This window comes from Terriglobia bacterium (assembly GCA_036496425.1).
GTDB lineage: Bacteria > Acidobacteriota > Terriglobia > 20CM-2-55-15 > 20CM-2-55-15 > 20CM-2-55-15.
Genome location: DASXLG010000291.1, coordinates 1 through 13,686 on the forward strand (window position 1 = coordinate 1; position 13,686 = coordinate 13,686).

The 13,686-nt window shown below is 55.8% G+C and carries 10 protein-coding genes; 8 read left to right on the plus strand and 2 right to left on the minus strand.

Going from position 1 to position 13,686, the window contains the following annotated elements:
• Positions 1–28 precede the first annotated feature (28 nt).
• Positions 29–1,954 carry a peptidyl-prolyl cis-trans isomerase gene (locus tag VGK48_21015; protein HEY2383664.1) on the minus strand — a complete coding sequence of 642 codons (1,926 nt, stop codon included), beginning with the start codon at positions 1,952–1,954 and terminating at the stop codon, positions 29–31.
• 163 nt (positions 1,955–2,117) lie between these two features.
• On the opposite strand from VGK48_21015, the gene VGK48_21020 reads away from it, so the two are divergent.
• The 8 genes from VGK48_21020 (at position 2,118) to lipA (ending at position 12,502) form a co-directional block, all read left to right on the plus strand.
• Complete coding sequence (locus VGK48_21020) at positions 2,118–3,143, plus strand: rod shape-determining protein (protein HEY2383665.1); 1,026 nt, start codon at positions 2,118–2,120, stop codon at positions 3,141–3,143.
• A gap of 8 nt (positions 3,144–3,151) precedes the next feature.
• Positions 3,152–4,018 carry a rod shape-determining protein MreC gene (mreC, locus tag VGK48_21025; protein ID HEY2383666.1) on the plus strand — a complete coding sequence of 289 codons (867 nt, stop codon included), beginning with the start codon at positions 3,152–3,154 and terminating at the stop codon, positions 4,016–4,018.
• Positions 4,019–4,040: 22 nt separating this feature from the next.
• Positions 4,041–4,568 carry a rod shape-determining protein MreD gene (gene mreD / locus VGK48_21030; GenBank protein HEY2383667.1) on the plus strand — a complete coding sequence of 176 codons (528 nt, stop codon included), beginning with the start codon at positions 4,041–4,043 and terminating at the stop codon, positions 4,566–4,568.
• Positions 4,555–6,384, plus strand: a complete 1,830-nt coding sequence (gene mrdA, locus VGK48_21035) for a penicillin-binding protein 2 (protein ID HEY2383668.1) — start codon at positions 4,555–4,557, stop codon at positions 6,382–6,384. Before mreD ends, mrdA begins: the two co-directional genes overlap by 14 nt.
• Before the next feature lie 106 nt (positions 6,385–6,490).
• Entirely contained in the window at positions 6,491–7,594 is a 1,104-nt protein-coding gene (gene rodA / locus VGK48_21040; GenBank protein HEY2383669.1) for a rod shape-determining protein RodA, read from the plus strand.
• Between the two features lie 251 nt (positions 7,595–7,845).
• A complete protein-coding gene (locus tag VGK48_21045) occupies positions 7,846–10,128 on the plus strand; it encodes an Rne/Rng family ribonuclease (protein HEY2383670.1) in 2,283 nt (760 codons plus the stop codon).
• 8 nt (positions 10,129–10,136) lie between these two features.
• The gene (lpdA, locus tag VGK48_21050) at positions 10,137–11,537 is read left to right on the plus strand and encodes a dihydrolipoyl dehydrogenase (protein HEY2383671.1); all 1,401 of its coding nucleotides are present in this window, start codon (positions 10,137–10,139) and stop codon (positions 11,535–11,537) included.
• 98 nt (positions 11,538–11,635) lie between these two features.
• Positions 11,636–12,502, plus strand: a complete 867-nt coding sequence (gene lipA, locus VGK48_21055) for a lipoyl synthase (protein HEY2383672.1) — start codon at positions 11,636–11,638, stop codon at positions 12,500–12,502.
• 89 nt (positions 12,503–12,591) lie between these two features.
• On the opposite strand, the gene VGK48_21060 is transcribed toward lipA, so the two are convergent.
• Positions 12,592–13,596 (minus strand): VOC family protein, encoded by a 1,005-nt coding sequence (locus VGK48_21060; GenBank protein HEY2383673.1) that lies wholly within the window; start codon positions 13,594–13,596, stop codon positions 12,592–12,594.
• Positions 13,597–13,686: the final 90 nt, after the last annotated feature.

Sequence of the window (13,686 nt, forward strand, 5' to 3'; positions counted from 1 at the left end):
ATGATCCAACCGGCAATAGACTTAAAGCTTAAGAGATCTGCTGGGCGAGCTGATTGACGACCGAATCGTTGATCTTGATCTGCTTGCCGGTTTCCATCCGCTTCTTCACTTCCTGAATGTAGGCGTTGAAATATTCGTCGCGCCTTTCCGGCAGCATCTCGTTGCGAACCATATCCAGCGACTTCTTCATCTCGTCAGGACTGATTTCCTTGCGTTCCTTGACATCGAAAGCCAGGGTTTTGCCTGCCACCGTTACCGGTGAGCCGGGTTTGCCCAGCGGCAGCGTGAACATTTCCTTATCCAGTTCTGCGATCGAACCGAATTCGGGGAGGGATGCGCCGCGGGTCAGCATGTCGCTGGTTTTCACATCAGCGCCGACGGCCTTTGCCGCAGCGGCCAGGTCCTTTCCGCTCTTCAGCATGTCCTCAATCTGCTTCGCCTTGTCCGCCGCAAGCTGCTTGGCTTTTTCGGTCTTGACGTCTTCCGCGACCTTGGACCGAGCCTCATCGAATGATGCCGGATGAGACGGAGCAATGTCGCTGAGCTGCGGAACGACGAAGCCGCGATCCACCTGAACTGCAGTTCCAATCTCCCCCTTGGCCATCCCGAACATCTTTTTTTCGAGTTCGGCAGCGTTGCCGAGTTCGGGGATCGGTGTGCCTTGCTCCACGAGAGGCGTTTCTTTGACCTGTGCGTTGTACTTCGCGGCGACCGCGTCGAGGTTCTTGTTATTCACAAGATCCACCGCAATCTGCTGAGCCAGGTCGCTCGCTTTCTGTTCGGCCTTGCGCGTTTCCACGATCGGACGGATGGCTTCCTTCATTTCCTCGAAGGGCCGCACCCGCGCTTCCTGTTTGCCGTTCACTTTGATGATATGGATACCGGCCTGTGACTGCACCAGGTCGCTGATTGCACCGACACCCAGGCTGAAGGCCACTTTTTCAAACTCCGGAACCATCTGTCCGCGTCCGAAATCGCCCAGATCGCCGCCGCTCTTGGCCGTGGCGTCTTCGGAATACTCCTTGGCCAACATGCCGAAGTCTTCACCCTTCTTGGCGCGTTCCAGCACCATCTGGGCTTTCTCTTTGATTTTTGCAATCTCTTCAGGGGTCTTTCCCTGCGTCTTGAAGAGGATGTGCTGGGCCTTCACGCGCTCCGGAAGCGTGTACTCGTTTTTATGCTGCTCGTAGTACTGGCGAAGTTCATCGTCCGTGACTTTGATATCGGCCCGCAGTTTAAGCGATTCGAGAAAGATGTACCTGGCTTTCCGTTTTTCCGGGACCGTGTACTTCGCCTTGTTTTTCTCGTAATAGTCTTTCTCGTCCTGATCCGAAACCGTGACTTTGCTTTCGAGCTTGGATGCATCGATCACAAAGTAATCGAGTTTGGCCTTTTCGTTACGGCGTTTGTATTCCTCTTCCACATCTTTGTCGCTGACACTGACGGCCGCCGTGATAAAGCTTTTCAGCTTGTCGGTGAGAATCTCGTTTGCGACATTGGACTCAAAGTCTTCAACGGTGAGATTGTTTTGAGCCAGGATCGCCTGATAGCGGTCCTGGCCGATGAACGCGCCGTTCTCCCGGAAAACAGCGTTTTCCAGAATCTTTTGTTCGATTTCCGCGGGCGTGACATTCAAACCCAGACGTTTTGCTTCCTCGGTAACCACGTGGCGGGTGACGAGGGCATCCATGATCTGGCGGTCGAACCGGAATGCCTTCAACATCTCGGGGTTGATCTGGCCGCGCATGCGATCGACATAATTTCGATATGCCGTCTGAAATTCCTTTGCACTGATGCTATCGTGGCCAATCGAGGCGACGTCGCCGGTCAGATTAACGCTTGGGAGGTCTCCTAACGGGATGTACAGGGCCACCAGACTGACGCTGAAAACGAATATGAGGATGATCCAGATCCACTTCAGGTTCGATTGCTGGCGCCTCATGAAATCCAACATAAACGGTCCTCCAAAACGACTATGGTAACAGAATTTAGGAGTGATACCGTGGGGGAATGGATTTCTGGTATGATGCACAGACATCTCGGTCTCAACCCCTGCCCGGTAGGTGCTTGATCGAATTAAGATTTCTCCTCAAGAACTAAGGAGCCCAAAAACTTCCATGAACTTTCGCCCGCTGTTTAGTTTGTTTTCCAGCGATCTTGCCATCGATCTGGGCACAGCGAATACTCTGGTGTACGCCAAAGGCCGTGGCATCGTCGTCAACGAACCCTCCATTGTTGCCATCAACAAACTCACAAACCAGCCGGAAGCTGTCGGTAAGGAAGCCAAGGAAATGCTTGGAAGGACTCCGGGCAACATCGTCGCCATACGGCCGATGAAAGACGGCGTCATCGCCGACTTCACGGTCACGGAGAAGATGCTGACGTATTTCATCCAGAAGGCCCACAGCCGGAAGGTATTGGTTCACCCGCGAATCGTGATCGGCGTACCGTCAGGAATCACGCAGGTCGAGAAGCGGGCCGTACAGGACTCGGCGTATCGCGCAAAGGCGAGCGAGGCCCATCTTGTCGAACAGGCAATGGCGGCCGCCATCGGCGCCGGACTGCCGGTCACGGAACCATCGGGAAATATGATCGTCGACATCGGCGGCGGTACCACGGAAATTGCCGTCATTTCCTTGTCGGGCGTGGTTCACAGCCGTTCCGACAAAACCGCCGGCAACGAGATGGATGAAGCGATTACGCAATACATAAAAAGGAAATACAACCTGCTCATCGGTGAGCGTACAGCGGAGCAGATCAAGATCGAGGTCGGATCTGCTTATCCGTTGGAGCAGCCCCGCACGATGGAAATCAAAGGGCGCGATCTGATGGAAGGGGTTCCGAAAAGCGTGATCGTCTCGGACGAGGAAATCCGCGAGGCTCTCGATGAGTGCATCAACATCATTGTGAATTCGATCCGCGTCGTGCTCGAGCGCACGCCGCCCGAACTCTCGGCAGATATCGCCGATCGCGGCATCGTGCTTGCCGGCGGAGGTGCGCTGATCAAGAACCTCGACAAGCGGATACGTGAAGAGACCGGGCTGCCCGTAACGTTGGCGGAAAATCCATTGTCGTGCGTGGTTCTGGGTACAGGTAAGATGTTAAGCGACTTCGATCTGCTGAGAAAAATCGCGATCAACTAACAACTTGGATGAGCCGAACCGTTGTCGAATCCAAAAAACCTGTCTGGATCGTGCTTGCGGCTGCTCTCATCATTCACACCGGCCTCATTTCGCTGCAGGGCCGGCGCCGCATCGACACGAGTTTTGTTCGAATGTGGATTCTCGACTCGCTGGCTCCGATGGAGAAGCTCGTCGACCGGTCCTCATACGGCGTTCTCTATGTGTGGGACCACTACATCGCGCTGATCGGCCTTCACGACGAAAACCAGCGTCTGAAACATGAAAACGACGAGCTTCGTATGCAGATTGCGGGCAATCACGAAGCCGTGCTCGAAGCGAATCGGGTGCGGGCGCTCGCCGGTCTCCAGGATTCCGGGATCGGCAAGACGGTGGTGGCCCGGGTCATCGGCCGCGACGCTTCAAGGAGCCAGACCGTGACGATCGACAAAGGACGCGCCCACGGAGTGAAACCCGATTCCGCGGTGATCACCGCGGATGGAATTGTGGGACGCGTGATTCAGTCCAGCAATTTCTTTTCGATCGTGCAATTGATTACGGACTCTCAGGGCGCGGTCGGCGTAATGCTGGAATCCACCAGGCGGCAGGGCATCGTTCGCGGCACCGGCGGCGTTGAGCTGGATCTCGATTACATCGATGACGACAACGAACTGAAAGCGGGAGACAAATTCCTGACGTCCGGGCAGGATCGGATTTATCCCAAAGGCCTGCCGATGGGCATCATCACCAATGTCGGCAACCGTCGCGCCGGGGGGCTGATCCGGGCAGTGCAAATCCGCCCCACTGCCGATCTCGGCCGTTTGGAAGATGTTCTGTGCATCACGGAGAGGTCTCAAGCTGTCGATGCCGATCCGGTTTACGGGCCGCCGGCGCCATGAACACTCGATGTTGAATAAGTAGATGGCGACTGACTATTCCATGACTCGAATCAGCACGCTTGCGATCATCGGAAAGTTCGCGATCGCGCTGATTGCCGTGGTCGTCACTCAAGGCATTTTATCCTTTAAATTCAAGGTCTTCGGGTACTTTGACCTGCCCCTGATCTGCTCCGTCTTTTACGGTTTTACCCTGGGTAACCCGATTGCATCGATCCTGATCGGCAGTTCGCTCGGCCTCATGCAGGACAGCCTTTCGGGCGCCGTTCTGGGCGCCAACGGCTTGAGTAAGACACTCATCGGGTTCTTCGCCGCTTCTGCCGTGTCCAAGTTCGCCGTCGATCAGCCGATTACCCGCATTTTTGCTTTGTTTTTGTTTAGCATAGGGGATGGCATACTGGTTACTATTCTTGGTTTAATGGTGAGTCCAACAGGATCGAGCGCGATCTATAGTGGCGCACTGGGCAGATGGCTACTATCAGCGACATTCAATACGCTGCTTGGACTGGTTTTATTCGGATATCACGACCGGTGGACCGATGCTAGAACGTGAAGAGGCGTCGCTGCTTCGTTGGCGCGCAAGTTTCATCTCATATTGTTTCATTGCAATCCTGTTTGTGCTTGCATTCGGTTTCTGGAACGCTCAAGTCGTGCAGTCCGGATATTACGAGCAGCGCGCGGAAGAAAATCGAATCCGGCAAATTCCGCTGCGCGCGCCACGCGGCCGTATCTTTGATCGTTTCCATCGGGTTCTTGCCGACAACCGGCCTTCATACGACATCATTCTGATTCGCGAGAACAGTCCTCACACGGTTGAACAGACCGCCGCCATGCTTGCCGAAGGCGTCACCATGTCGAAGGACGAGCTGATGGACCGTATCAACCACAAGAAACACGATCCGAAATTCCGGCCCATCATTCTGAAGGAAGATGTTTCCGTAGGCGACATCGCATACGTGAAGGCGCATAAGTACGAACTGCCGGAAATCAGCATCGAACTGCAGCCGCGCCGCCGTTATCTGCAGGATCAAATGGCGGCACATGCCATGGGGTATGTTGGAGAAGTCACCGAGGCCGAGCTGGCGACGCCGGATTTCGTGGACTTCAAATCGGGCGACCAGGTTGGAAAGACAGGTCTGGAACGCGAGTACAACAATGTGCTCGTCGGGAAGGACGGATTCAAGCGGGTCATCGTCAACAACTTCGGCCGCGAAATGGGAAAGCTGGATGAAGAACCGTTCACCGCGGGCAACGACTTGATGACGACGATCGATCTCGATCTGCAGCGCGCCGCAGAAGACGCCGTCGGCGATCAGATGGGCGCGGTTGTGGCGCTCGATCCGCGAAACGGCGAAATTCTCGCGTTCGTGAGTAAGCCCGCCTACGATCCCAATCTGTTTGCCACGCGAATTTCCGCGGCGGATTACCGCAGCCTGGCGGACGACCCGCGTAAACCGATGCTCGACCGCGCCATTCAAAGCAAGTTTGCGCCGGGCTCGGTATTCAAGGTTTTCGAGGCGGCTGCCGCCCTCGAGGCAGGAACTTTGAATCCATTGCGTACCATTTTCTGTGGCGGCTCCGAAGTGTTCTACGGGCGCTCCTTTGCATGTGACAAGCACCACGGAACGCTCGACCTGCATGAAGCAATTGTCCATTCATGCGACATCTATTTCTATAACGTCGGAAAAGAACTGGGAATTGATAATATTTCGACATACGCGAAAATGATGGGACTCGGACGAAAGACCGGCGTGGACTTACCCAATGAAGAGACAGGCCTGATTCCGTCTCGGGAATGGAAGCTGAAGGCATTAAAAGCGAAGTGGTATGAAGGCGAAACGATCTCTGTCGCCATCGGACAGGGCTATGTCAACATCACTCCAATTGAGGTCGCTTGGGCCATGGGTGGACTCACGACCGGCGGCCGCCTGAAGCAGCCACATCTGGTTAATCCGCAAGAGTTGAAAAAGCTTGGATTCCCGGCTAATGAGGTGGTCGAAGAAGACTACCCGATTCAGGAATCCACCGTCGACTTCGTGACGCAAGCCATGTGGGGCGTGGTCAACGAACAGGGTGGCACGGGAGGTAACGCGAGGGTCAACGGTTTCGAAGTGGGCGGGAAAACCGGAACGGCGCAGATTGTGGGCGGAAAAGACGCCGGAAAGACTAATAAAGACCGCAGAGAAAATGCATGGTTCGTCGGATTCGCGCCATATCGGAATCCGGAGATTGTCGTAGCCACAATCATTCAGAACGGCGGGTGGGGCTCCGAAGCGGCCGCGCCGGTTGCGCACGCCGTCCTGGACACGTATTACAAAAAGAAAATCGGGCAATTCGATGGCAAGCTGGCCACGATTGCGGCGAAATGATTTTATTGGAGATTCGAAATCGGAAGTTCGAAATTGGAGATCGGATTTCAAATTTCCAATTTCGAATCTCTAATCTCGAATCTCCAATAGTTATAGGATTGTTTGAATGATCGTTCCCCTCAAGTCGAAGCGTTTCTGGCAGGACTTCGACTGGCTTTTGCTGGCTGCCGCGTTGCTGCTGTCGGTTATCAGCATCACCGAAATCTACAGCGCCACCATGGCGCAAGGCGCATCGACGTACAGCCTCCGTCAATTGGCGTGGGTGGCGTTCGGCGTCGTTTGTTTATTTGTCATTTCTGCGATCGATTATCACCTCATTTCGGAACACGTTCCGTGGCTGTATGTGCTCGGGCTCGGCGCTTTGCTCTATACGCTGGTCCTCGGTCATCGCGTTTCCGGCTCGAAAAGCTGGGTCGGATTCGGATCTCTGGCGTTTCAGCCCTCGGAATTGATCAAAATGATTGTCGTGGTTGCTCTGGCGAGATACCTGTCGGAGCTGCGAAGCAGCAAGTACATGACGTTCGCGCAGATTGTCAAAGCCTGCGCGATTGTTATGGTTCCGATGGGACTCATTCTGCTGCAACCGGACCTGGGGACTACGCTGACCTATCTGCCGGTGATCGCCGTCGGGCTGTTTGTCCGCGGCATACGGCCGGTCGCGCTGGTTTCTCTGGTTCTGGGGTTTGTTCTGGTCCTTCCGGTTTCGTGGATGGTTCTGAAGCCGTATCAGAAGGAACGTATTTTGACTTTCATGGATCCCGATAGAGATCCCCTCGGCAAGGGCTACCAGGTGACGCAATCGAAGATTGCGATCGGCTCCGGTGGACTGCTCGGCAAGGGGGTGTTTCGCGGATCTCAAAACACCTTGGGATTTTTGCCAACCCGCCATACCGATTTCATTTTTTCGGTCGTGGGAGAGGAGTTAGGGTTCGTCGGCGTCATGACCACGCTTGGTCTGTTGTCGTTCATCATTTTCCGGTCGGTATACAATGCGCAGACGGCGCGCGACAATCTGGGGCTGTTTATTGTGATGGGCGTTGTCGGAGTTTTCTTTTTCCACCTCATTGTCAATGTCGGAATGGTGATCGGATTCATGCCGACTACCGGGATACCGCTTCCGTTCCTGAGCTATGGGGGATCGTCTGTCCTGAATGCTTATGTTGCTTTGGGGCTGGTGATGAGCGTCCGCCGCTGCCGTTACGTGAATTGACCGGAGCATGTTATATTGCGGTTCAGGCGCGGTTTGACCATTTTTATTGATTCAGCGAACGTGGACGTTCGCTATTTAACTAACGCGTCAAAGATTTAAAAAAAGTTTTGGCCCGTTTAAGAGTTGAGCAGGATGAGATTTCCCGCTCCTCCGGGCACAGGAGTTTTCCATGACAATACGTGACATTTGCCTTGCGGCGAGGTGTCTCGACGTGTCCCTGTGCGGCGCCATAAACGGGCACAGGAGTTCCGATGCAGAAAGAATTGATCATCTCCACGACACAGCAGGAGACCAAACTCGCCATCCTGGAGGACGACGAGCTCGTTGAGTTTTACATCGAGCGCTACCGCTCCCAGGGTATCGTCGGCAACATCTATAAGGGCAAGGTCACAAAGGTCCTGCCCGGGATGCAGTCCGCATTTGTAGACATCGGTCTGGAGCGCGATGCGTTCCTCTATGTTTCCGACTTTTTCGAAGATATCGAAGAATACGACAAGATCGTTTCGACGGTTGAAGACGAAGTCGCTCAACTGCAGGAGGGCGGACGTGGAAAAGCAGCACCGCTGCCGCCCGTCCAACCGGTAGCTGCCGCCCCGTCTATTCCCGCTCCGTCTGTTCCCGCTCCGGGCCCTGCTGCGGCAGATGCAGAAGAGTCTGAAGAAGCGGAGCCCGCTGCGGAGGCCGTCGTCCCTGTCGCTGCTATCCAGGCTCTGCCCGGAGAATCGCTGGGCGAAGGTGAACGCGAGCGTCCCAGTGGCCCTCCCGCGCCGGATGAATTCGAGCGGCGCGGCCGTGACGGCGGACGAGGCCGCCGGGACCGTGGAGACCGTGACCGTGATCGTGACCGCCGCGGTCCAAAGAAACCGAAGATTCCCTCCTTTGAAAACAAGTCCTATGAAAGCCGTCCGGAAGAGCGCACCTTTAGCAGCAAGCTGGAAGCGCTGCCGGGCGAATCCCTCTCGAAGGTATCTCACCGCAGCGAACCCGGGCCCGAAGCGGAAGAGGACAGGAATGCGCCGCTCGGCGCCGTCGCAGAAGAGCCGCCTTCGGAGGCGGGTTCCGACGCGCCGCATGCCGAACATTCTCCGGCTCAGCGCGAGGCCGCATTTCCAGCCGCGCCCGAGCAAGGTGAACAGAAGAGTTCGCCCCATAAAGATGAAGAAGGCAGTGCGCGTATCACCGATCGTTCGGACAATTTTCCGTTCGCGCATCGTTCTTCGAATCGCCGCCCCCGCCGAGGACGTGGCGGGCCAGGCGGACCCGGCGGACCTGGCGGGCCACCGCCCGCAAGAATCGACGAGCACCGAATCAGCAGCGGCTCCCCGAAAGCCGGCCCGATGATTTCCGAACTGCTCCGCGAAGGTCAGGAGATCCTGGTACAGGTTTCAAAAGAACCCCTGGGTAAGAAGGGCGCGCGTATCACTTCGCATATCGCGCTGCCGGGACGATATCTCGTCTATATGCCGACCGTCGATCATGTCGGAGTCTCACGCAAGATTGCCTCCGACGAAGAGCGCTTGCGCCTGAAGCGGGTCATCCACGAAAACCGGAACGGTCTGCCGGGCGGCTTCATTGTCCGCACGGCTGCCGAAGGCCGCGGTGAAGACGAATTCGTTCAGGATATCCGCTTCCTCGGCAATCTCTGGACCGACATTCGCGCGAAAAGCGAGAAGAAATCCGCGCCGGCGCTGATTCATAGCGACCTGAACCTCGTGCAGCGGCTGCTTCGCGATCAACTCTCGCAGGATTACCGCGCCATCCGGCTCGACAACGAGGCCGAATTCGCAACCGTCCTGGATTTCGTAAGCAAATTCCAGCCTGCGCTCGTCAATCGCGTGAAGCTGCACGTCAAGGACACGCCGATTTTCGAAGAGTACGGCTTAAACAGCGAAATCGATAAGGCGCTGCGGCCGAAAGTCTGGCTGAAGTCGGGCGGTTACATCGTGATCAACCAGACCGAAGCGCTTGTCGCCATCGATGTCAATACCGGGAAGTTCGTCGGGAAGTCCAACCGGCTCGAAGATACGATCGTCCGGACCAACGTCGATGCGGTGCATGAAATCGTCCGGCAGATCCGTCTGCGGAATCTCGGCGGGATCATCGTCGTCGATTTCATCGACATGGAAGAGAAGAAAAATCGCCAGCGTGTGATGGCCGCGTTGGAGGAAGCCGTGCGGGCCGACCGCGTCCCTTCCAAGATTCTTCAGTTCAATGATTTCGGCCTCGTCGCGATCACCCGCAAGCGGACGCAACCGTCGCTGGAGCGAACCATTTGCCGTCCGTGTTCGTATTGCAACGGCGCCGGCTGGTCCAAAACGCCGGAAACGATCTGCTACGAGATTCAACAGGAAATCAAGAAGATGGTGCACATGTTTGACGGCAAGGAGATCACGGTTCGCGTCAATCCGGAGATTGGTAAAGCCCTCAAGAGCGGCGAATTCGTATCATTGAATGAGATCGAGGATTGGACGAAGAAAGATATCGTTGTGAAATCCGATCCGCTGCTTCACGAGGAACATTTCGACATTTTCTAGAGACGAATATGGCTGAACCGTTTGATGTCGCGGTCATCGGATCAGGTCCCGGCGGGTATGTTGCAGCTATCCGCGCGGGGCAGCTCGGGCTCAAGGCCGCCGTTATCGAGAAAGACTCCCGATACGGCGGCACTTGCCTTCTGCGTGGCTGCATTCCCACCAAAGCATTGCTGCGCGACGCTCATCTTTTTCAGGAGATCAAGCGGGCAAAACAGCAGGGCTTGTTCAAGACCGGCGATGTCGAGATCGACTGGGCGAAGATCCAGGATCGAAAGAACGATATCGTCGATAAAAACGCCAAAGGCGTCGATTTCCTCTTTCGCAAGAACAAGGTCACGGTATTCAAGGGCTACGGCACGATTGTCAGCCCGGCAAAAATCCTGGTGAAGGGCGACAGCGCTTCAACCGAAGTCGAGGCAAAGAACATCATTATTGCCACGGGTTCCGAAGCGAAATCGCTGCCCGGGTACAACTTCGACGAAAAGAACATCCTCAGCAACATCGGAGTTCTCGAGCTCAAAGAGGTACCGAAATCCATGCTCATCGTCGGGAGCGGCGCCGTCGGCGTGGAATTCGCTTCGATTTACAACAGTTTCGGTACCAAGGTCATCCTGATTGAAGTGCTGCCGAATATGGTCCCCGTCGAAGACGAGGAAGTATCCAAGGAACTGAAACGCGTCTTCACGAAGAAGGGCATCGAAGTCTATACCAAAGCCAGACTCGAGAGCGCACAGGTTAAGGATGGCGCCGTCGAAATCACGTTTCAAACCGAAAAGGGCGAGGTCAAGAAATACACCGTCGACAAGATGCTGATGGCGACCGGCCGCGGTCCGAATTCAGCCAACATCGGGCTCGACAAGCTTGGTGTAGCGATGGAGCGCGGGTTTGTAAAGGTTGACCCGTATATGGAAACCAGCGTGAAGGGCGTCTACGCCATCGGCGACGTGACGCCTTCACCTCTGCTTGCGCATGTCGCTTCCCAGGAAGGCATCGTGGCCGTTGAAAAGATCGCCGGCAAGCATCCCGTGCCCATCAAGTACAACCAGGTGCCGGGATGTACGTATTGCGATCCCCAGGTTGCGAGCGTCGGGCTCACCGAAGCCAAAGCCAAAGAAGCCGGGCACACCGTCAAAGTCGGAAAATTTCCATTTACCGCGGTTGCCAAGGCCAAAATCGAAGACGCATCCGAAGGCTTCGTCAAGATCGTTGCGGATGCAAAATACGGCGAAATCCTGGGCGCCCACATGATCGGAAATTCGGTGACGGAGATGATCGAAGAAGTTGTCGCTGCGATGGCCCTTGAAGGCACTGTAGCAGACCTGGTGAATGCCATCCACGCGCATCCCACTCTGACCGAAGCCACACACGAAGCCGCCGAAGCGGTATTCGGCGCCGCGATCCATATTTAGAAAACGGAAGATTAAGAAGCACAAGAAGCACAAGAAAAGGACGCCTTTTCTTGTGCCTCTTGTGCTTCTTGTGTTCCGTCCCCTGTATACTTCGAATAATGAGCAACCGTCCGGACTGGCTGAAAGTACGAATTCCCGGCGGCGACAATTACATGGAGGTCCGCCGCATCCTCCGCTCGCACAAGCTCAACACCATTTGTGAGGACGCGATGTGTCCGAACATCGCGGAATGCTGGGGCAAGCACCGGACCGCTACTTTCATGATCCTCGGCGATATCTGCACGCGCGCCTGCGCCTTCTGCGCCGTCACCAGCGGAAAACCCACGGAACTCGATTTGTTGGAGCCGGGTAGAGTGGCGGCTGCAATCGCCGATCTCAAACTGAAGCACGCCGTGATCACTTCCGTCGATCGCGATGATCTCCGGGATGGCGGCGCCTCGATCTTCGCCGAAACAGTCCGCCAGATTCGGCGGCTCGACTCCAATGTGAAGGTCGAACTGCTCACGCCGGATTTTCAAGGTTCACTCGATTCCGTGCGAACGATTATCGATGCTCGGCCGGATATTTTCTCCCACAACGTCGAGACGGTGCGCCGGTTGTACCCCGGAATCCGTTTCAAGTCCGATTACACGACGTCGTTTGGATTGTTGAAGTCCGCAAAGGAAATGAATCCGCTGATCTTCATTAAGACCGGCATCATGCTTGGACTCGGCGAGGAGAAAGAGGAAATTCTCGAGCTGTTACACCATGCCGTCGATGCCGGTGTTGATATTCTGACAATCGGGCAATACTTGCGGCCCTCTATGAAGCATGCCGAAATCAAGAAGTATTACCATCCCGATGAATTCGCCGAACTCGGGCGTATTGGGCGCACCCTCGGCATTCGTTGGGTTTTCTCAGGTCCGCTCGTCCGCAGTTCCTATCACGCCGAGGACGTCTTCGATCAAATGATGGCGCAGCCGTAGAGGCGAAGAAAAAAGGAACACAAGAAGCACAAGAGGCACAAGAAAGGTGTCCCTCTCTTGTGCTTCTTGTGTTCCGTTTTTCTTCCCCTCTACAAGTTCGGGTCCGCGCTTCCCACAAGCTCAAGATTGAGCCCGTTGGGATCTTTGACGAAAACGTTGCGGATGGTATCGCTCCACTCCACGAGTTCTGCATTGCGCGACAGCACGCGCCCGTTATTCTGTTTGATCTTCGCAAGCAACTCCCGGATGTGTCCGATACGGAGCGCCATGCCGGAGGCGTTGGGGTCGGTGACGCGAAGATCGAATGCTTTTCGCGGCACGCCTTTGATTTCGATCATCTCGATGCGGGCTTTGCTGCCGGAGATCAGTCCGCCGGCCGTGCGATAAGACGCCGCTTTCGGCAGTCCCATCAGATCGAGCGTCGCCTGGTCATTGGAGAATGATTTGTCGGCCTGCAGGTCAAGGCCGAGAATGCCGTTCCAGTATTTGAGAGTCTCGTCCACGTCCCGAACCGTCAGCGCCATGATCGCGCCGATCACGGGGCCCTGAGGTGAATCGGGGGCAGGCGTTCCCTGAATCGCCTCGACGAAGTAGCCGTCCGGATCGCGCATGATGATGGCCCTGGTCTTACCGATCGACGTTTGAACCATCACCGGTTCGCCGCCCTTCGTGATAATCGGAGCGTTCTCTTTTTTCGCCGCCGCCACGATGGAATCGAGGTCGCGGACAATGATCTTCATCATCGGCGCGCCCGGGTCCGCGATATCCGGCCGCTGGTTCAGCGTTCTTTCGATGTTGCCGAACTGCGTCAACTCGAAGCTGAAGGCGCCGCTCAGTTGCGTCATGGCGACCTGCAAGGTGGCGCCGGGCGAGTTCGTCAGAATCTGCGGGCCTGTGCTCTGAAACGGGGCCACGCGGCCGTTCACACTGAAAACTGCCTGATAAAACGCGAGCGTTTTGGCGGCATCGTTCACCGAATGAATGGCGTGCATCAAACCGATCACGCCGGTCTTGTTGGTCGGATTGGGCACCGGCGCCTGAGCGCTGGCAAGAACGCTGGCAACTAGAACGGACGCGGCGGCAAGAACACGCATGAACTTCTCCTTTATGGTTGCGTCCGCTGAGAATACGCTGACAAGGCTGCCGAAGACAAACGGTTTAGCCGCAGATGACGCGGATGACGC